Origin of the sequence: Streptomyces sp. NPDC047706 (genome assembly GCF_043204795.1) — a bacterium.
Classification (GTDB): Bacteria; Actinomycetota; Actinomycetes; order Streptomycetales; family Streptomycetaceae; genus Streptomyces.
The window spans coordinates 204,583-222,958 of sequence record NZ_JBIDCW010000009.1 but is presented as its reverse complement, the minus strand read 5'-3'; the positions used below and the strand labels follow the sequence as shown (position 1 = coordinate 222,958).

Here is an 18,376-nt window from a genome sequence, read left to right as displayed (position 1 = left end):
AGATCAGTCGTTGTCCGCGTCGGGGCCGGCCGCGACGCTCGGAATGTCGGAGCAGACCGCAACGCATCGGCCGGGAGACGACCATGACCGCACTGTCGCCGCACCTTCGCCAGGCCACGCCCGTCACGGCGGTCCGGGGCGAGGGCGTCCACCTCTACGGCGAGGACGGCCGCCGCTACCTCGACTTCACCGCCGGCATCGGCGTCACCAGCACCGGGCACTGCCACCCCCGCGTCGTGGCGGCGGCGCGGCACCAGGTGGGCACGCTCGTCCACGGCCAGTACACGACCGTCATGCACCGGCCGCTGCGCCAACTCGTCGACAAGCTCGGCGAGGTCCTGCCGGGCGGCCTGGACTCCCTGTTCTTCACGAACTCCGGCAGCGAGGCCGTCGAGGCCGCGCTACGGCTGGCCCGCCAGGCCACCGGCCGGCCGAACGTCCTGGTCTGCCACGGCGGTTTCCACGGCCGTACGGTCGCCGCCGCCGCGATGACGACGTCCGGCATCCGCTTCCGCTCCGGCTTCTCACCGCTGATGAGCGGCGTGGTGGTCACCCCGTTCCCGACGGCCTACCGCTACGGCTGGGACGACAGGACGGCCACCGACTTCGCCCTGAAGGAGCTCGACTACACCCTCCAGACGATCTCCTCGCCGGCCGACACCGCCGCGGTCGTCGTCGAACCCGTGCTCGGGGAGGGCGGATACGTGCCCGCGACCCGCGCCTTCCTCGAAGGCCTGCGGGAACGGGCGGACCGGCACGGCTTCCTGCTGATCCTCGACGAGGTGCAGACCGGCGTCGGCCGCACCGGACGTTTCTGGGGCCACGACCACTTCGGCGTCACCCCCGACATCCTCGTCACCGCCAAGGGACTGGCCAGCGGCTTCCCGCTGTCCGGTATCGCCGCCCCCGAGGAGCTGATGCGGAAGGCGTGGCCGGGCTCGCAGGGCGGCACCTACGGCGCCAACGCCGTGGCCTGCGCGGCGGCCTGCGCCACCCTCGACGTCGTACGCGACGAGAAGCTCGTCGAGAACGCCGAGGCGATGGGCCTGCGGCTGCGCCGGGGCCTGGAGGCGGTGGCCGGGCGGACACCGGCCATCGGCGACGTACGGGGGCTCGGACTGATGCTCGGCACCGAGTTCGTCACCGAGGACGGCGGCCCCGACCCCGAGACCGCCGCCCGCGTACAGCGGGCCGCCGTCGACGAGGGGCTGCTCCTGCTGCTGTGCGGGGCCTGGAACCAGGTCGTCCGGATGATCCCGGCGCTCGTCGTCGACGAGACGGCGGTGGACGAGGGCCTGCGGGCGTGGGCGGCGGCGGTGGAGTCCGGCACGTCCGCGGCGGCGCGTCGATGACCACGGCGTCCGGGGAACGGCTGGCCGCCCGGCTCGCCGAACTCGCGCCCGGCCTGCCGGTGGCCACCGGACCGGGCGCCACCGGCCCGTACGCGTACGACGCCTCCAACTACCGCGTTCTTCCACGGGCCGTGGCCTTCCCGCGCTCCGCCGCCGACGTCCGCGCGGTGCTGCGGGCCTGCCGTGAGGCGGGCGTTGCCGTCACCGCGCGCGGCGGCGGCACCAGCATGGCGGGCAACGCCGTCGGGCCCGGGGTGGTCCTCGACCTCTCCCGGTACATGAACCGGATCCTCGACATCGACCCGGTGGCGCGTACCGCACGCGTCGAGGCCGGAGTCGTGCTCGACGCCCTGCGTGACGCGGCCGGTGAGCACGGGCTCACCTTCGGCCCCGACCCGTCCTCGCACAGCCGCTGCACGCTGGGCGGGATGATCGGCAACGACGCCTGCGGCAACCGGTCGGTACGGTACGGCCGGACCAGCGGCCACATCGAAGCCCTGGAGATCGTCACCGCCGCGGGACTGCACGCCGTGGCCGACCACGCCGGGCTCCGCGCCGTGGACCCCGCGGACGCCGAGCGCGTGGCCCGGCTGGAGGCGGACGTCCGGCGCCTGATCGCCGCCGACCTCGCCCCGATCCGCACCGAACTGGGCCGCATCCCCCGTCAGGTCTCCGGCTACCCGCTGCACCGGCTGCTGCCGGAGAACGGCTTCGACATGGCCCGCGCCCTCGTCGGCACCGAGGGCACCTGCGCCGTCGTCACGGCCGCCACCGTCCGCCTGGTCGCCACCGCGCCGGCGTCCGCGCTCCTCGCCCTCGGCTACGACGACGTCGTCGACGCCGCCGAGGACGTCCCGGAGATCCTCCTTTGCTCGCCCACCGCGGTGGAGGGCATGGACGAGGCGATCGTCGCCACCATGCGCGCCCGCCGCGGCCCCGGCTCCGTCACCGGGCTTCCGGACGGCCGCGCCTGGCTGTACGTCGAACTCGACGGCGACGACGAGGCCACCGTCACGGCGCGAGCGGCCGAACTCCTCGACGCCCTCAAGGCCCGGGGCCGCACCACCGGCGGACGGGTCGTCGCGAGCGCGGCCGAGCGGCGCTCGCTGTGGCGGGTCCGCGAGGACGGCGCGGGGCTGGCCGCGCGCCTGGTCGAGGGCGGGGAGTCCTGGCCCGGCTGGGAGGACGCGGCGGTCGCCCCCGGCGATCTGGCGGCCTACCTGCGGGACTTCCGGGCGCTGCTCGCCGCCCACGCGCTGACCGGTGTGCTGTACGGGCACTTCGGCGCCGGGTGCGTCCATGTGCGCATCGACTTCGACCTGGCCACGGAAGCCGGCCGCACCGCCACCCGCCGCTTCCTCGGCGCCGCGGCCGAACTCGTCGTCGCGCACGGCGGCACACTGTCCGGCGAGCACGGAGACGGACGGGCACGCGGCGAGCTCCTGGAGGTGATGTACGGCCCGCGGCTCATCCGGGCGTTCGCCGCCTTCAAGGCGGTCTTCGACCCGGAGGGACTGCTGAACCCGGGCGTCGTCGTCGCCCCGGCCCGGCTCGACGCCGACCTGGCCCTGCACGAGATCCGGCCCGTCGCTACCGAGTTCACCTTCCCGCACGACGAGGACGGCTTCGCGGGCGCGGTCCGCCGCTGCGTCGGCGTCGGGCGGTGCCGCGGCCACGCGGGCGGCGTGATGTGCCCCAGCTACCGGGCCACCGGCGAGGAGCGCCACTCCACCCGCGGCCGGGCCCGTCTGCTCCAGGAGATGCTGCGGGGCGGCGCGGTCCAGGACGGCTGGCGCGCGACCGAGGTCCGGGACGCCCTGGACCTGTGCCTGTCGTGCAAGGCGTGCGCCGCCGACTGCCCGGTGGGCGTCGACATGGCGACGTACAAGGCGGAGTTCCTGCACCGGCACTACCGGCGCAGGCTCCGGCCCCGCTCGCACTACGCGCTGGGCTGGCTGCCCCTCACCTCCGCCCTCTGCGCGTACGCCGCCCGCCCGCTCAACGCGCTGCTGCGCGGACCGCTGCGCAAACCCCTCGCCCGGCTCGGGGGAGTCACGACCCGCCGCACGATCCCCGCCCTCGCCTCCCGGCGCGCCCTGCGCGAGGAGCTGCGCTCGGCACAGTCCGGCGAGCCGGCCAGGGCCGTGCTCTTCGTGGACAGCTTCACCCGCGCCTTCCGCCCGCAGGTGGCGGGAGCGGCGATGCGCGTGCTGCATGCCGCCGGCACCCCCTGCACGGCCCGCAGTGGTCTGTGCTGCGGCCTGACCTGGGTCAGCACCGGCCAGCTGTCCATGGCACGCCGGGTCATGGCCCGCACGGTCGCCCACCTGGACGACGGCGGCGACATGCCCGTCGTCGTGGCCGAGCCCAGCTGCGCCGCCACCCTGAAACGTGACCTGCCCGAACTGCTCGGCTCCGAGGCCGCCCGGCGCGTCGCGGCCCGTGTCCACACCCTCACCGGCGCCCTGACCGACCTGGCCGCGCCGGAGTGGACCCCGCCGCCGCTGCCGGACCACGTCGTCCTCCAGACGCACTGCCACGAGTACGCCACCTTCACCGGGCGCCGCCCGCGCGACCTGCTGCGCCGCCTCGGCGCCGGGCGGATCGACGAGGCCGAGGGCTGCTGCGGACTCGCCGGGAACTTCGGCTTCGAGGAGCAGCACTACGGCACCTCGATGGCCGTCGCCGGGCTGGCCCTCGCGCCGCGCCTCGGCGACATCCCGGACGGCGGGACCACCGTCGTCGTGGCCGACGGATTCAGCTGCGTCACCCAGATCGGCCACCTCGCCGGTGACCGAGGAGTCCGGGCCCTGCACCTCGCGGAACTGCTCGACCCCGCCGCCGACCGACCAGGAGAGACCCCATGACCGCGGACGTACGCAAGCAACTGCTCATCGGTGGCGCCTGGGTGGACGCCGCCGACGGCGCCACCATGCCCGTCGACGACCCCGCGACCGGTGAGATCATCGCCCACGTCGCCGACGGCGGGCCCAAGGACGCCCGGCTGGCCGAGGACGCGGCCGTGCGCGCACAGCGGGAGTGGGCACGCACGGCACCGCGCACCCGCAGCGAGATCCTGCGGCGGGCGTACGAGATCCTCCTCGACCGCACCGACGAGCTCGCCCGCCTGATGACGTCCGAGATGGGCAAGCCGCTGGCCGAGGCCAGGGGAGAGGTGGCGTACGCGGCGGAGTTCTTCCGCTGGTTCTCGGAGGAGGCCGTCCGTGTCGACGGCGGCCACGGGACCCTCCCCGACGGCCGCAACCGCATGCTGCTCTCCCGCCGCCCCGTCGGGCCCAGCCTGCTGATCACACCGTGGAACTTCCCCCTCGCCATGGGCACCCGCAAGATCGGCCCGGCGATCGCGGCCGGCTGCACGATGGTGCTCAAGCCGGCCCCGCAGACCCCGCTCTGCGCTCTGGCCGTCGCCGCGGTCCTCAAGGAGGCGGGGCTGCCGGACGGCGTGCTGAACGTCGTCACCACCTCCCGGGCCGGCCAGGTGTGCGAGCCACTGCTGCGTGGCGGACGTATCCGGAAGCTGTCGTTCACCGGCTCCACGCAGGTCGGGCGGCTGCTGCTCGCCCAGTGCGCCGACACGGTCGTACGCGCCTCGATGGAGCTGGGCGGCAACGCCCCCTTCATCGTCTTCGAGGACGCGGATCTGGACGCCGCCGTGGACGGCGCGCTGGTGGCCAAGATGCGCAACATGGGGGAGGCGTGCACGGCCGCCAACCGCTTCTTCGTCCACCACCGCGTCGCGGAGGAGTTCGGGCAGCGGCTCGCCGCGCGCATGGGGGCGCTCGTCGTGGGCCCGGGCACCGAGGAGGGGGTCGACGTCGGCCCGCTCATCGACGCCGCCGGACGCGCCAAGGTCGAAGGGCTCGTCGCCGACGCGGTCGAGCGCGGCGCCCGGGTGCTCACCGGCGGCCGTACGCCGGACGGGCCGGGCTGCTTCTATCCCCCGACCGTGCTCACGGACGTCTCCCCGGACAGCCGCCTGACGGCCACCGAGATCTTCGGACCGGTCGCGGCGATCCTCACCTTCGACGACGAGGACGAGGTCGTGCGCCGCGCCAACGACACGCCCTGGGGACTCGTCGGTTACCTCTTCACCGAGGGCCTCGACCGTGCGCTGCGCGTCAGCGAAAGCCTGGAGGTGGGCATGGTGGGGCTCAACACCGGCCTGGTCTCCAACCCGGCGGCACCCTTCGGCGGGGTCAAGCAGTCGGGACTCGGCCGGGAGGGCGGCCGCGTCGGAATCGACGAGTTCCTGGAGTACCAGTACCTCGCGATGCCCGTGGGACGGTGAGCCCGGCGCCGTCGGCGGACCCGTGCCGGTGGACCGGCCCCGCCCCGGTCCGCAGCCCGGAGGGCGGGCTCCGGTGCTCCTGGGCGCGGCGTGCGGCGGTCTCTCCCCGGATCGGTGTGAGGCGTGGCACGCCGGGCCCCGGCGTGCTTTGCTCGTCCTTTACCATGGGTCGGGGCGACGACGCCCTTCCGTACCGACAGACCGAAAAGGAGCCAGGGACCCGCAATGGGTGAGCCTCCCAGTACCAGCCGTGCCAAGCCCCATCCACGTCACGACGGTGAGGGAACGGGGGTGGCACGGTGACCGAGGTCCTGCTGCTCCTGCTGGCCCTCCTTCTGACACTGGCCTGCGCGGTCTTCGTCGCCGCCGAGTTCTCCCTGACCACCGTCGAGCGCGGTGAGCTGGAGCGGGCCGTCACCGCTGGTGAGCGCGGCGCCGAAGGCGCGCTGAAGGCCGTACGCCGCCTGACCGTCCAGCTGTCCGGTGCCCAGCTCGGCATCACCGTCACCTCGCTGGTGATCGGCATGCTCGCCGAGCCGTCGCTGGCCGCGCTGCTGCGGGGCCCGCTCCAGGCGGCCGGCCTGGGCGGTGCCGCCTCGCCCGTGGCGACCGTGCTGGGCGTGGTCGTCTCCACCGTCGTACTGATGGTGATCGGCGAGCTGGTGCCCAAGAACTGGGCGATCTCCCGCCCGCTGGCCGTCGCGAAGGTGGTGGCCGGCCCGCAGCGCGGCTTCACGGCCGCGTTCGGCCCCTTCATCCGGCACCTGAACAACACGGCGAACCGCTTCGTCCGGCGTGTGGGCCTGGAGCCCGCCGAGGAGCTGGCCTCCGCCCGCAGTGCCGAGGAGCTGGTCGCGCTGGCCCAGCACTCGGCCGCCGAGGGTGCCCTGGAAGCCGACTCCGCCGAACTCTTCGTCCGCACCCTGCACCTCGGCGAACTGACCGCGGAGAACGTCATGACCCCGCGGGTCGACGTCAAGGCACTCGAGGCGCGGGCCACGGCCACGGACGCCGCGAACCTCACCCACGCCACCGGCCTGTCCCGCTTCCCGGTCTACCGCGACAGCCTGGACGACGTCATCGGCACCGTCCACATCCGCGACGTCCTCGCCCTGCCGCCGGAGCGACGCGCGGTCACACCGGTCACCGACCTGGCCACCGCGCCCCTGCTGGTGCCCGACAGCCTCTCCGCCGACCGGCTCCTGGAGCGGCTGCGCGCCACCCGCACCATGGCCGTGGTCATCGACGAGTACGGCGGCACGGCGGGCGTCGCGACGATGGAGGACATCGTGGAGGAGGTCGTCGGCGAGGTCCGCGACGAGCACGACCCCGTCGAGGTCCCCGACCTGCTGGCCACCCCGGCGACCGCGGACGGCCGTGCCGCGTGGGATGCGGACGGCTCCGTCCGGCTCGACCAGCTCGCCGCGATAGGGCTGACGGCCCCCGACGGCCCCTACGAGACCGTCGCCGGCCTCGTCGCCACGCGCCTCGCGCGCATCCCGGCCAAGGGTGACGTCCTGGACCTCGACGACGGCTGGCGCCTGGACGTCCTCGACGTCGAGCACCACCGCGCCGACCGCGTCCGCATCACCGCCCCCGCCAGGCTCCCGGTCCAGGCGGGCGTGACGGGGGAAATGGCCGGGGAGGCTTCCCGATGACCGCGCTGCAACTCGCCATCGGCGCCCTCACCCTGCTGACCAACGCGTTCTTCGTCGGCGCCGAGTTCGCCCTGATCTCCGTACGCCGCAGCCAGATCGAGCCCGGCGCCAAGGCGGGCAACACACGGGCCCGCATGACGATGTGGGCCCTGGAACACCTGTCCGCGATGATGGCCACCGCCCAGCTCGGCATCACCGTCTCCTCGCTGGTGCTCGGCGCGGTCGCCGAACCGGCCATCGCGCACCTGCTGGAGCCCGCCTTCGAGGCGGCCCACATCCCGCACGGCCTGATCCACCCGATCGCCTTCGTCATCGCGCTCACCGTGGCGACATATCTGCACATGCTGATCGGCGAGATGGTCCCGAAGAACATCGCCCTCGCGGCACCGGTCCCGACCGCGCTGCTGCTGGGCCCGCCGCTCGTCGCCCTCACCCGTGCCCTGCGGCCGGTGGTGTTCGGGATCAACGCCTTCGCCAACACCCTGCTGAAGCTGCTGCGGGTCGAGCCGAAGGACGAGGTCGGGTCGGTCTTCACCGACGACCAGCTGGCCCGTATGGTCGTCGACTCGAGCGAGGCGGGCCTGCTGTCGCCCGCCGACGGGGAGCGGCTGCGTGACGCGCTGGAGCTGGGCACCCGTCCGGTGGGCGAGATCCTGGTGCCCGTGCCCCGGATGCGCACCGTCGGACACACCGTCACGCCGGCCGAGCTGGAGCGGGTCGCTGCCAAGGCGGGCTTCTCCCGCTTCCCCGTCACCGGCCCGAACGGCAGCCTGCTGGGGTACCTGCACATCAAGGACACCCTCGGCGTCACCGACCGCGACCGGCCGTTCCCGCGCGAGTCGGTGCACCGGGTCACGCGTGTGCGCATCGACACCCCGCTGGACGACACCCTCACCGCCCTGCGCGCCGACGGCAGCCACCTGGCCGCGGTGACCGGCGAGAAGGGCGCGGTCCTCGGTTTCGTGACGATGGACGACGTGTTGTCGGAACTGGTCGGCCCGGAACCGGCGAGGGCCTGACGCGACCGGGCGGCCGTCTCCCGACGGCCGCCCGGCACCGCGAAGTGGACCGTCGACCTCGACGGGTCAGCAGCCGCCGCGGTTGCAGACGCTTCACCCCGACCCGCCCCGGGACTGACGGCCTGCCCCCGAGGCCATGGCGCCGCGAGGTCGGGTCCGGCCCCGTCACCGACGCACGCGGGCGTTGAGCCGGGCGGCCTGGCGCGTCAGGTGGTCGCGCTCTGCGAGGGTGGACGCCTTGTGGGCGGCCTCGGCGTACAGCCGTGCGGCTGTCTCCAGGTCGCCGTCGCGCTCATGGAGGTACGCCGCAACCGCGGCGTGGCGGGGCAGAGTGGCGTCCAGCTCCCCGAGGGCCGCCAGCCCGGCGCGCGGCCCGTCGGCCTCGCCGACGGCCACCGCGCGGTTGAGCCGTACGACCGGGCTGTCGCTCAGGCGGGCGAGCTCGTCGTACCACTCCACGATCTGCACCCAGTCGGTCTCCCCGGCGGTGGGCGCGTCGGCGTGGAGGGCCGCGATGGCGGCCTGGGCCTGGAACTCGCCCAGCCGGTCGCGCGCGAGGGCCGCCTGGAGGATGCCGACGCCCTCGGCGATGGAGGCGGTGTCCCACCGGCCGCGGTCCTGCTCGGCGAGCGGCACCAGGCCGCCGTCGGGAGCGGTCCGGGTGGCGCGCCGGGCGTGGTGGAGCAGCATGAGGGCGAGCAGGCCCGCCACTTCGGGGTGGTCGATGACCGCCGCCAGCTGCCGGGTGAGCCGGATGGCCTCGGAGGCGAGGTCGACATCGCCGGAGTAGCCCTCGTTGAAGACCAGGTACAGCACGCGCAGCACGGTGGCGACGTCGCCGGGCTGGTCGAACCGCACACCGGACACGGTGCGCTTGGCACGGCTGATGCGCTGCGCCATGGTCGCCTCGGGGACCAGGTAGGCCTGGGCGATCTGGCGGGTGGTCAGCCCGCCCACGGCGCGCAGCGTGAGCGCGACCGCGGACGACGGCGTCAGCGACGGGTGGGCGCACAGGAAGTAGAGCTGGAGCGTGTCGTCGACGGCGGGGGCGGGTCCGGGGGCGGGCTCCTCGTCGACGCGCTCCTCACGCCGGCGGCGGGCGGCGTCGGCCCGGCTCGCGTCCAGGAACTTGCGCCAGGCCACGGTGGCCAGCCAGCCCTTCGCGTCTCGCGGAGGGCCGGCCGGCCAGACGCGGACCGCCTCGACCAGGGCGTCCTGTACGGCGTCCTCGGCCGCCGCGAAGTCGGCTCCGCGGCGGACGAGGATCCCGAGCACGCCCGGAGTGAGGCTCCGGAGCTGGGCCTCGTCCATCGACGGGTCACTCCGTGATGGTGGGCGGCGCGGCCAGGAACGGACGCAGTTCGAGCCACTCGTGGATCGGCCTGCCGCCCGCCCCGGGAGCGGCGGACAACTCCCCGGCCAGCTCGACCGCGCGCTCGTGGCTGTCCACGTCGATCACCATCCAGCCGGCGATGAGGTCCTTCGTCTCGGCGAACGGGCCGTCGGTGACCGGAGGGCGCCCCTCACCGTCGTACCGGACCCACATCCCCTCGGGCGCGAGCGCCTGACCGTCGACGAACTCTCCGGTCCCCTCCAGCCGGGCCGCGAAGTCCCGCATGTACTGCACGTGCGCCGAGATCTCCTGCGGCGTCCACTGCGCCATGGGCGCGTCGTTGACCGCGGCCGGAGCGCCGCGGTAGTGCTTGAGCAGCAGGTACTTGGCCATGGTGACTCTCCTCGGTGGCGATGCGACCCATTCTGGCCGCGCTCGCTCCGGGGACGGAGCCGGTCACGGGTTCTCGACATCGCGGAGCGAGATTCTTTCGCGGAGCTCGGGGACGCCGGCCGCCGAGACAGGCCCGGACCTGCCTCGGCGGCCGCCCGGGAAGTGCGACAGCGGCGGCTCGGGAGGTGCGACCGCGGCCGCTCAGGGGAAGTACGACTGGAGCGTTCCGCGGCGCCGGACGTCGAGTGTCGCGCAGTGGAACGAGCCGCCGAACGGCGCGTAGTGCAGCAGGTCGCACGGGATCGGCTCGAAGCCCCACTTCTCCAGCGCCCGCAGCATGCCCGTGTGATGCCGCTCCGCGATGACCCGCTTCTCGTCGACCATGAGCACGTTCATGCTCAGCCACTTGCCGCACATCGACGTGATCCTGAGCAGGTGCTCGCCGATCGGCTCGGGCTCGGGCGCGACCAGGATGTCCCACGAACTCAGCACGTCGGGCAGGCGGTCGACGTCGATGTACTCCGGATTGACCAGTGCCTTGCCGGGCGCCAGCAGGACGAACGTGGTGTCGATGTGCATGGGCGTACGGCAGCGGCTCTCGATCTCGTGGATGCGGTAGCCCGGCCCGAGGTGACGGCGCAGCCAGTCGATGCCCATCCGGTTGGTGACGTTGCTCCGGGTGACGAACAGGTCCCGGCCGGCTCGGACGAAGTCCGCGGCGTCGAACACGGGCTCGAACTCGGTGAGGATGTACCGCATCGGCTCGCCGGCCTCGGGGACGCGGAAGCCCGGCTCGAACAGCTCGTCGGTGAGCTGCGGCTTCGGCGCCGCCGTCCAGCGCGCGCCCCGCCGGAAGTAGTCCTTGAGGATCTCGCGGTAGGAATGGGTCTCGAAGTAGCGGCACGGCCATGCCATCGGCGTCTCGATGATCTCGTCGCCGATCACCAGCATGGCGTCGCGCGGGCAGGTGTTGCAGAACCCGCGCGACGACCAGTCCGGGGTGCCGTAGCGCCGCTTGTGGTCGACCGGGTCCGGCCGCCTGACCGTGACGTCCAGCGACTCCAGCACAGCGATGAACTGGTCGAGTTCCTGCTGGGCCCGCTCGATCAGGAGATCCGGGTACCTGACCCCCGCGGCAAGCCGCTGGAACCGCGCCGCCCAGGGCGGGATGTTGCAGGTCACGACCGGATGTCCGGAAGGGATCGTCGCGCCCTCCAGGCGCCCGACGACGATCTCCTCCAGCGGATCCCACTCGTTGTGCGAGTTGACCGGCAGGACGAGCGGCTCCTCCGCGGCGATGTCGGCCCTTTGCGCTACCGCCATGCTCCACCGCTTTCGCTTGCGGGATGGTAGTAACTCAATATAGCCAATCTGTTACCGAAGGTGAACAGCGGGGCTTCTCACTCGAGGACCGCCATGACCTCCAGCTCGACCAGATGCTCCGGCACGTCCAGCGCCGCGACACCGATCAGCGTGGCCGGCGGCACCGGTGCGCCCCCCAGTCGCGCGCCCGCCCGGGCCATGCCCTCCAGCAGCAGGGGCATCTTCTCGGGGGTCCAGTCGACGACGTACACGGTCAGCTTCGCCACGTCGTCGAAGGAGCCGCCGGCCGCGGCCAGGGCGGTGCCCGCGTTGAGACAGCACCGCTCGACCTGTGCGGCGAGGTCACCTTCGCCGACCGTGACACCGTCGGCGTCCCAGGAGACCTGCCCGGCGACGAAGACCAGCCTCGAACCGGTCGCGACGGACACCTGCCGGTAGACGTCGATCTTCGGCAGTCCGTCGGGGTTCATCAGGGTGATGGCCATGCCGTCCTCCTCCTCGTGAGAGTGTCGTGCTCTCCTGCGGTTACTGGGGAACCGTACGAGAGTGGCCGCTGACGTGGAAGAACGCACTTTTCGGTGACTCGGGAACCTTTTGGTGACTCAGGCGCCTTCAGGGCAGGGCCGAGGCGGAGCGCACCCGTCACCGGACGGTCGTCACACTCCTCCGGCTCTGGTGCGGTGCGCGCCGGGACGGGTACGCGGTCGGTGAGAGGCCGATACACCGATTCGCAGGGCCGGCCGGGGAAGAAGTTGATGTCGATGATTTCCGACATGGTTCTGGTACCCACCGACAGCGCGATGCTCCCGGGCGACCTCGTCGTGCCGGCGCCCGCGAAGGCGGTGGTGTTGTTCGCACACGGCAGCGGCAGTTCCCGGCACAGCTCACGCAACCGTACGGTCGCTGCCGAACTGCGCTCCGCCGGCATGGGGACGCTGCTGATGGATCTGCTCAGTGAGCGGGAGGAGCGGCATGACGCGCTCACGGGCGAGCACCGCTTCGACATCCCGTTCCTGGGCCGCCGGCTGGTCGCCGCCATCGACTGGCTGGACACGCAGCCCGACACAAGGGGGCTGCCGGTGGTCGTCTTCGGCGCCAGCACCGGTGCCGCCGCGGCCCTGGTCGCCGCGGCCGAGCGCCCGGACCGGGTGCTGACCGTCGTGTCCCGGGGCGGACGGCCCGACCTGGCCGGCGAGGCGCTGGTCGCGGTACGGGCGCCCGTGCTGCTGATCGTCGGCGGCGCGGACCACGAGGTACTGCGGCTCAACCAGGAGGCGGCCGACCGGATGAGCGCCCCGCACGCACTGCACGTCGTGCCCGGCGCCACCCACCTGTTCGAGGAGCCGGGGGCGCTCCAGAACGTCGCCGACGTCGCCCGGCGGTGGTGCGGTGAGCGACTGCGCGCGAGCCGGGAGCCGACGACAGGGGTGTGACCCGCGTCGGCGGGGTGCCGAGCCGTCGGGCCGACGGGAGGAGGAGGCGGGGCTGTGAGGGCCGCCTCCTCCCCTCACCCCTGCCGCTGACCGCCCTGCCCCGTCCCGCCCGTGTGCGGCAGCGGTAGCTCCTCGTCGTCGTCGCGCTCCCCCTCCGCCTGGGAGGGGGTGGTCCGGGGCGGATCGGTGGCACGCCGGCCAGGGTCGCGGGTGCCTGGGGCGTCCATCTCGTCGTCCCGCTCGCCTTCGGCCTGGGACGGTGTCTGCTCACTCATCTCACTCATCGGTGTGCCTCATTCCCGTTGCTTCCACCGCGCCCCGCGCGCCCCGGAACCTCTTCCCGGGTCGCCCGGAGCCTAGGGCAGCGGTGTGCCCCCGGTGGCGTTGAGGATCTCCGCCGTGACGAAGCTCGCCTCCTGGGAGGCCAGATAGACGTACGCGGGTGCCAGCTCGGCCGGCTGCGCCGGGCGGCCCAGCGGACTCTGCTTGCCGAACTCCACCGTGTCGGGCAGCGTGGCGGGAATCAGCGGCGTCCACACCGGCCCCGGTGCGACCGCGTTCACCCGGATCCCGCGCTCCGTGAGCATCTGGGCCAGGCCCTGTGTGAAGGTCACGATCGCGCCCTTGGTCATGGCGTAGTCCAGCAGGTGAGGGCTGGGTTTGTACGCCTGCACAGACGTGGAGTTGATGACGCTGCCGCCCTGCGGGATGTGGGGCACGGCGAACTTCGTCAGCCAGAACATCCCGTAGAGGTTGGTACGCATGACCCGGTCGAACTGCTCGGTCGAGATCGCCTCGATACCGTCCGGCTGCGACATCTGGTAGGCGGCGTTGTTGACCAGCACGTCGACACGGCCGAACTCGGCGACCGCCCGCTCGATCAGGGCCCGGCAGTTCGCCTCCTCACGGATGTCGCAGGAGACCGCGACCGCCTTCCGGCCGGCGTCCTCGACCAGCCGGGACGTCTCGCGCGCCTCGTTCTCCTCCTCCGGCAGGTGGGTGAACAGCACGTCCGCGCCCTCCCGGGCGAAGGCGAGCGCCACCGCCCGGCCGATGCCTGAGTCCCCGCCCGTGATCACGGCCTTGCGGCCGGTCAGGCGGCCGGAGCCGCGGTAGGACTCCTCACCGTGGTCCGGGGGCGGGTCCATGGGGCCGGTCCACCCGGGGTGCGGCTGGTCCTGCGCCGGAAACTCCGGCGTCGGGTGCTGGGTCACCGGGTCCTGGCGAGCGTGCTGCGGGTCGGTCACGTCGGCCTCCTGCCTCCCGTACGGGTCCGGACGTGCGCACGAGTTCCCCCTCGCCCCGGTGAGAAAAACCCGATCGCCGGGATGCGGGCACCGGGCTCGTTCGGACCGCACACCTCGCCCCTCCCGCCCCGGCCGGTCCCGCCGCGCCGCACATACCTGGCCCCGACCGGGTCCGGCGCGGCGACGATCGAGGAAGTTCGCGGGCAGGCCGCGGACCCCTGCGACAGCGCCTCACGAAGGACGGCGCACGCGCCTGAGCCCGGGTCGGGTCAAGCGGGCAGGCCCGTGAGCCAGTCGGTGAGCAGCCGGTTGATCTCCCGGGGGCGTTCCTGCTGGATCCAGTGACCGCAGCCGTCGAGCACGCGTGACGAGAGCAGGCCCGGCAGAGTGGCCGGAAACGCCTCGATGGCGTCGGCCATCCAGCCGGTGGAGGCGTCCTGGGTTCCGCCCACGAACAGCGACGGCTGGGTGATCGGGGCACCGTCGTGGTCGGCCAGGTCCTCCCAGTCGCGGTCCACGTTGCGGTAGCGGGCCAGCGCCCCTGTCATTCCCGTCCGCTCGAACTCCCCGGCGTAGAAGTCCAGATCGCGCTCGCTCAGCCAGGAGGGCAGCCGGCCGGCCGGGAACCGGTCACGCAGGCGCCCGCCGCGGTTGACGAAGTGCGGGGCGGGCGCGCCGGGGGCGGGCATGGTCCGGGCGGACAGTGCGGCGTAGAAGCCGGCGAGCCAGCCGCGTACGTCGGGCTCGATCTCGGCCTCCGCCCGGCCCGGCTGCTGGAAGTACGAGACGTAGAACTCCTCGTCCTCCCCGCCGAACTGCGCGAACATCTCGCTCGGCCGGGGTCCGCCGCGCGGGGCGTAGGGCACGCTCAGCAACCCGACCGCACGGAAGACGTCGGGCCGCAGCAGCGCCGAGTTCGCGGCGATGGGGGAGCCCCAGTCGTGCCCGACGATCACCGCCGTCCGCTCGCCCAGGGCCTGCACGACGGCGACGTTGTCCGCCACGAGTTCCAGCATCCGGTACGCGTCCAGGGCCTCGGGCCGGGAGGAACGTCCGTAGCCGCGGACATCCACCGCGACCGCGCGGTAGCCGGCCGCGGCCAGGGCGGGCAACTGGTGGCGCCATGAGTACCAGGACTCCGGGAAGCCGTGTACGAGCAGGACCAGCGGACCGCTGCCCTGCTCCACGAGATGGATCCGGCCGGCGGGGGAGGGCACCAGGCGGTGAACGAGGTCGGCGGTGATCGTGTGCGGCATGGATCCTCCCTGGGGCTGGGGAACGGCCGGCGGCGCTGCTGCCGTGCTCCGGCCGCGGGCACTGACGGTGATCCTTCGGCAGGCGGCCGGCCGGGCGCGAGTCCGGTTGCCGCTTCGGCAAAGAAGTTCCACTCCCATCGACGAAAGGTGGCGACATGGCACTGCAGCACCCTGCCGACCGTGGCGGAGGCAAGCGTGGCCCGTTCGAACGATTCGCCGAGGCGGCGTCGTTGTTCACCAGCTCGCCGGTCTTCCATCTCCTCTGCCTGGCCATGGTGGTCGCAGTGGTCGTCACCCATGCGTCCGGCGTGGCATTGGAGTGGAAGGTCTTCGCAGGCGAGTGCATGACGGCAGTGACGCTGCTGCTGCTCGCCCTGCTGAAGAATTCCGAGCAACGGGCGGATCGAGCGATTCAGCGCAAGCTGGACGCCATCGCCACCGCGCTCGTGGAGTCCCACGTCGGTGACCGGGAGCAGGCGTTCGAGGACCTGAAGGCGGCGATCCGGATGGAGGAGGAGACGTGAGGCCGCCATGGAGCCGTGCCCGTGCTGCGTCGTCCCCGTGACGTCGCCGGCGCGATGAACGCCATCCGTACGCGGTCAGTACGGCGAAGGTGCGCCGCGCGCTAGGTTCGACGCGGTCGACGCCCTGGTCGCGTCCCGCTCCCCGTTGCCGCCCCCGGCGGAGCGCAAGCGGCTGCGCCAGGCACACGGACTGACGCTGGACGAGGTGGCCGCGGCTCTGCGAGTGCGGCGGGCGACACTGAGCGGCTGGGAGGCGGGCCGGACGGAGCCCCGGCCGCCCGAGCGGGAGGCGTACGCCCGCCTGCTCAGGCAGCTCGCGGAGATCTACCCCGCCGATCCCGACGCCACGGCGCCGCAGCAGGAGACGGCCCCCGCGCGGCAGACCTCCGCCGACCCCGACGCCACGGCGCCGCAGCAGGACACGGCCACCACGACGCCATCGCGGGACTCGGCTCCCGCGAAGCACGCGTCCGCCGACCCGGCGCCTGCGCCCGCCCTCGCTCAGGCCGGCACCCGCCCTGGCGAAGGCGGCACCCTCGTCGCCTCGCACGGGTACGAAGAAGTCCGCCGCCGGCATGGCGGACCTGGGCGTGGGCGAGAAGCTGCCGCCGGAGGAGTTCCTGAAGGCCATGGACGGCCACCGGGACCCGGAGATGGCGATCGTCCTGGACGCGGTCAAGTCCACGGTCAAGGGCGGCATCGGCACGCTGCGTGAGCAGGCGCGGGGCGGCGGCTGGAGAACGGGTCAGGCCTGGCCGGCCCTCGCCCGGCCGACCTGGCGGCCCGACATCCGCGCGGCCGTGATCTCCCGGGCCCGGGTCAACATGCACCGCAAGACGGTCGCGCTCGCCGCGGCCACCGGCCGCTACCCGGCCCGGAAGACCGCGGCCAGCACAGGTGGCATTGTCATCGACACCCGCGCCCGCTCCGGCTACACCGCCGCTCCCGGCACGACCGACGACGCCAGGCTGCGCCACCTCACCGTCGCGCTGCCGCCCCCGTACGCGGCACGCCTGTTCGAGGCACAGGAACAGGGCGCCACCGAGCAGCAGTTGCGCCACATCGCCGCCGAGGGCCTGGGCGAGATCTACTTCCGCGACCGCGACCGGCGGGCCCACGGCCTCGACGTCGAGTTCACGGACGTGGAGCACATCGACTTCGACCTCTGACCCGCGGCCCCGGCATCAGAACCCGGAACGCGGACCGCCGCCCCGGCCCCGAGGGGCGGGAGCGGCGGAACGGGCGGACGGCGCCGATCAGGTGCGGTAGGCGTAGTACGCGGCGTTCGGGTACGAGGCGATGATGCTGGCCACCGACCGGCGGTACGTGTTGGTCGAGTGGTACGTCAGATACGGCACACCCTGCCGGCTGCGGTACGTGACGATCATCGTGTGGTCCTTGGACCCGTCCTTGTCGAAGTCGACCTGGAGCACGTCGCCGACGTCCATCTGGTAGACGTTGGCAAGGCTCGTGGTGCGCTTGGCGTTCTGCGTGAACCAGGACCACTCGTTGACGCCGACGAACGAGTGCGACTGGATGTCGGCGGTACCGAACCACCTGGTGTAGTCGTACACGTAGCCGGGCACGTGCTTCCAGCCGCCCGCCTTCAGGGACTGGCTGACGAAGTTGGTGCAGTCACCTCCCGCGCCCTGCCCGTTGAAGTTCGGGTAGGCCGGGTTGTAGTTGCTCCAGTACTTCTCCGCGTAGGCGGCCATCGCCTTGTAGTCGTAGCCGCTCGCGGTGAAGTTCTTCGGGTTCGACGGCGCGGGCCGCGTGGTGGCCGCGCGCGGAGCCGACGGCGTCGTGTTGCCCGCCTTGGCCTTGGTGGCGGCCGCGACGCTCGGCGTGGCCGTCTGGTTGATCGCGAGGCCGCTGTCGTCGGACTCACGGACGTCCGTCAGCCGCCAGTTGCCGTCCCGGTCGGCCTTGAACGTCAGCTCGTGGTGCGCCTGGAACCCGGTCGTCCCCGGCTCGTCGCCGCGGACCTTCTCATACGTCAGCGTCGTGGTCTCGGTGACCTTGACGACAGCCTTGCGGCCCTTGACGCTGGTGCGGTTCAGGGTGACGGTGGTGTTCGCCGCGCTGTACTTCTCGCCGAGCCGGGCGAGCCCGTCCTTGCGGTCGCCGAGCTGGTCCACGGCGCCGTCCTCGGTGCGGGCGGCACCGGAGGAGAGCGCGACCTCGCCGGAGAAGCCGTCGATCAGCTGCTTCTTCCCCTTGCGGGGCTTGTCGACCAGGGCGTTGGTGCGGTCGGTGAAGACCGCGTCGGCCAGTCGCTGAAACGTGGCCTTCGTCTGGGCGTCCACCTCGGGCTCGGCCGGGGCCGACGCGCCCGCGCTCCAGTTGGGCAGCAGCGCCGCACCCGCGACGACCGATGCGGCGGCCGCCGTGAGTATCGTCGTGCGACGCCGCGTACGGCTCAATTTCCTTGACTTCACTGAAGTTCCCCTCTTCCCCCGGCGGAGGTATGCCGAGGTAAGCGGCATCTTTGCATGGCGTATGCGGCCAGTGTGAAGGGGGTTGCGCCCC

17 protein-coding genes are annotated in these 18,376 nt (G+C 72.9%); 9 read left to right on the top strand and 8 right to left on the bottom strand.

The window, feature by feature from the left end:
* Positions 1–83: 83 nt before the first annotated feature.
* From ACGF8A_RS13830 to ACGF8A_RS13810, 5 genes are all read left to right on the top strand, one after another.
* The gene (locus tag ACGF8A_RS13830) at positions 84–1,352 is read left to right on the top strand and encodes an aspartate aminotransferase family protein (RefSeq protein WP_393107582.1); all 1,269 of its coding nucleotides are present in this window, start codon (positions 84–86) and stop codon (positions 1,350–1,352) included.
* Positions 1,349–4,219 (top strand): FAD-binding and (Fe-S)-binding domain-containing protein, encoded by a 2,871-nt coding sequence (locus ACGF8A_RS13825; protein WP_393107580.1) that lies wholly within the window; start codon positions 1,349–1,351, stop codon positions 4,217–4,219. The genes ACGF8A_RS13830 and ACGF8A_RS13825 overlap by 4 nt, the downstream gene beginning before the upstream one ends.
* Positions 4,216–5,661 (top strand): NAD-dependent succinate-semialdehyde dehydrogenase, encoded by a 1,446-nt coding sequence (locus ACGF8A_RS13820; RefSeq protein WP_393107578.1) that lies wholly within the window; start codon positions 4,216–4,218, stop codon positions 5,659–5,661. The genes ACGF8A_RS13825 and ACGF8A_RS13820 overlap by 4 nt, the downstream gene beginning before the upstream one ends.
* Before the next feature lie 299 nt (positions 5,662–5,960).
* Entirely contained in the window at positions 5,961–7,319 is a 1,359-nt protein-coding gene (locus tag ACGF8A_RS13815; RefSeq protein ID WP_393107576.1) for a hemolysin family protein, read from the top strand.
* The gene (locus tag ACGF8A_RS13810; protein ID WP_393107574.1) at positions 7,316–8,338 is read left to right on the top strand and encodes a hemolysin family protein; all 1,023 of its coding nucleotides are present in this window, start codon (positions 7,316–7,318) and stop codon (positions 8,336–8,338) included. The genes ACGF8A_RS13815 and ACGF8A_RS13810 overlap by 4 nt, the downstream gene beginning before the upstream one ends.
* 165 nt (positions 8,339–8,503) lie before the next feature.
* Here ACGF8A_RS13810 and ACGF8A_RS13805 read toward each other — a convergent pair whose 3' ends face one another.
* The 4 genes from ACGF8A_RS13805 to ACGF8A_RS13790 all read right to left on the bottom strand — a co-directional run bounded on the left by ACGF8A_RS13805 (position 8,504) and on the right by ACGF8A_RS13790 (position 11,872).
* Entirely contained in the window at positions 8,504–9,649 is a 1,146-nt protein-coding gene (locus ACGF8A_RS13805) for an RNA polymerase sigma factor (protein WP_393107572.1), read from the bottom strand.
* 7 nt (positions 9,650–9,656) lie between these two features.
* Entirely contained in the window at positions 9,657–10,064 is a 408-nt protein-coding gene (locus ACGF8A_RS13800) for a YciI family protein (RefSeq protein WP_393107570.1), read from the bottom strand.
* 201 nt (positions 10,065–10,265) lie between these two features.
* Positions 10,266–11,387, bottom strand: coding sequence for an amidinotransferase (locus tag ACGF8A_RS13795; RefSeq protein ID WP_393107568.1), 1,122 nt, complete (start codon positions 11,385–11,387; stop codon positions 10,266–10,268).
* Between the two features lie 77 nt (positions 11,388–11,464).
* Complete coding sequence (locus ACGF8A_RS13790; RefSeq protein WP_393107566.1) at positions 11,465–11,872, bottom strand: RidA family protein; 408 nt, start codon at positions 11,870–11,872, stop codon at positions 11,465–11,467.
* Positions 11,873–12,148: 276 nt separating this feature from the next.
* Here ACGF8A_RS13790 and ACGF8A_RS13785 point away from each other — a divergent pair, with 276 nt between their 5' ends.
* Entirely contained in the window at positions 12,149–12,820 is a 672-nt protein-coding gene (locus ACGF8A_RS13785; RefSeq protein ID WP_393107563.1) for a dienelactone hydrolase family protein, read from the top strand.
* Between the two features lie 74 nt (positions 12,821–12,894).
* On the opposite strand, the gene ACGF8A_RS13780 is transcribed toward ACGF8A_RS13785, so the two are convergent.
* The 3 genes from ACGF8A_RS13780 to ACGF8A_RS13770 form a co-directional block, all read right to left on the bottom strand.
* Positions 12,895–13,104, bottom strand: a complete 210-nt coding sequence (locus tag ACGF8A_RS13780; RefSeq protein ID WP_393107561.1) for a hypothetical protein — start codon at positions 13,102–13,104, stop codon at positions 12,895–12,897.
* 72 nt (positions 13,105–13,176) lie between these two features.
* A complete protein-coding gene (locus ACGF8A_RS13775; protein WP_393107559.1) occupies positions 13,177–14,067 on the bottom strand; it encodes an SDR family oxidoreductase in 891 nt (296 codons plus the stop codon).
* 269 nt (positions 14,068–14,336) lie between these two features.
* Positions 14,337–15,323 (bottom strand): alpha/beta hydrolase, encoded by a 987-nt coding sequence (locus ACGF8A_RS13770; RefSeq protein ID WP_393107557.1) that lies wholly within the window; start codon positions 15,321–15,323, stop codon positions 14,337–14,339.
* A gap of 155 nt (positions 15,324–15,478) precedes the next feature.
* Here ACGF8A_RS13770 and ACGF8A_RS13765 point away from each other — a divergent pair, with 155 nt between their 5' ends.
* From ACGF8A_RS13765 to tpg, 3 genes are all read left to right on the top strand, one after another.
* The gene (locus ACGF8A_RS13765) at positions 15,479–15,847 is read left to right on the top strand and encodes a low affinity iron permease family protein (RefSeq protein ID WP_393107555.1); all 369 of its coding nucleotides are present in this window, start codon (positions 15,479–15,481) and stop codon (positions 15,845–15,847) included.
* 205 nt (positions 15,848–16,052) lie between these two features.
* A complete protein-coding gene (locus tag ACGF8A_RS13760; protein WP_393107672.1) occupies positions 16,053–16,562 on the top strand; it encodes a hypothetical protein in 510 nt (169 codons plus the stop codon).
* Positions 16,477–17,016 carry a telomere-protecting terminal protein Tpg gene (gene tpg / locus ACGF8A_RS13755; protein WP_393107670.1) on the top strand — a complete coding sequence of 180 codons (540 nt, stop codon included), beginning with the start codon at positions 16,477–16,479 and terminating at the stop codon, positions 17,014–17,016. The genes ACGF8A_RS13760 and tpg overlap by 86 nt, the downstream gene beginning before the upstream one ends.
* 87 nt (positions 17,017–17,103) lie before the next feature.
* Here tpg and ACGF8A_RS13750 read toward each other — a convergent pair whose 3' ends face one another.
* Positions 17,104–18,285 carry an amidase domain-containing protein gene (locus ACGF8A_RS13750; RefSeq protein ID WP_393107553.1) on the bottom strand — a complete coding sequence of 394 codons (1,182 nt, stop codon included), beginning with the start codon at positions 18,283–18,285 and terminating at the stop codon, positions 17,104–17,106.
* Between the last annotated feature and the right edge of the window lie 91 nt (positions 18,286–18,376).

Bases quoted from the DNA above. Each gene is read 5' to 3' on its own strand.
- ACGF8A_RS13830 (WP_393107582.1), top strand. From the start codon at position 84: ATGACCGCACTGTCGCCGCACCTTCGCCAGGCCACGCCCGTCACGGCG.
- ACGF8A_RS13825 (WP_393107580.1), top strand. From the start codon at position 1,349: ATGACCACGGCGTCCGGGGAACGGCTGGCCGCCCGGCTCGCCGAACTC.
- ACGF8A_RS13820 (WP_393107578.1), top strand. From the start codon at position 4,216: ATGACCGCGGACGTACGCAAGCAACTGCTCATCGGTGGCGCCTGGGTG.
- ACGF8A_RS13810 (WP_393107574.1), top strand. From the start codon at position 7,316: ATGACCGCGCTGCAACTCGCCATCGGCGCCCTCACCCTGCTGACCAAC.
- ACGF8A_RS13805 (WP_393107572.1), bottom strand. From the start codon at position 9,649: ATGGACGAGGCCCAGCTCCGGAGCCTCACTCCGGGCGTGCTCGGGATC.
- ACGF8A_RS13800 (WP_393107570.1), bottom strand. From the start codon at position 10,064: ATGGCCAAGTACCTGCTGCTCAAGCACTACCGCGGCGCTCCGGCCGCG.
- ACGF8A_RS13795 (WP_393107568.1), bottom strand. From the start codon at position 11,387: ATGGCGGTAGCGCAAAGGGCCGACATCGCCGCGGAGGAGCCGCTCGTC.
- ACGF8A_RS13790 (WP_393107566.1), bottom strand. From the start codon at position 11,872: ATGGCCATCACCCTGATGAACCCCGACGGACTGCCGAAGATCGACGTC.
- ACGF8A_RS13785 (WP_393107563.1), top strand. From the start codon at position 12,149: ATGATTTCCGACATGGTTCTGGTACCCACCGACAGCGCGATGCTCCCG.
- ACGF8A_RS13780 (WP_393107561.1), bottom strand. From the start codon at position 13,104: ATGAGTGAGATGAGTGAGCAGACACCGTCCCAGGCCGAAGGCGAGCGG.
- ACGF8A_RS13770 (WP_393107557.1), bottom strand. From the start codon at position 15,323: ATGCCGCACACGATCACCGCCGACCTCGTTCACCGCCTGGTGCCCTCC.
- ACGF8A_RS13765 (WP_393107555.1), top strand. From the start codon at position 15,479: ATGGCACTGCAGCACCCTGCCGACCGTGGCGGAGGCAAGCGTGGCCCG.
- tpg (WP_393107670.1), top strand. From the start codon at position 16,477: ATGGACGGCCACCGGGACCCGGAGATGGCGATCGTCCTGGACGCGGTC.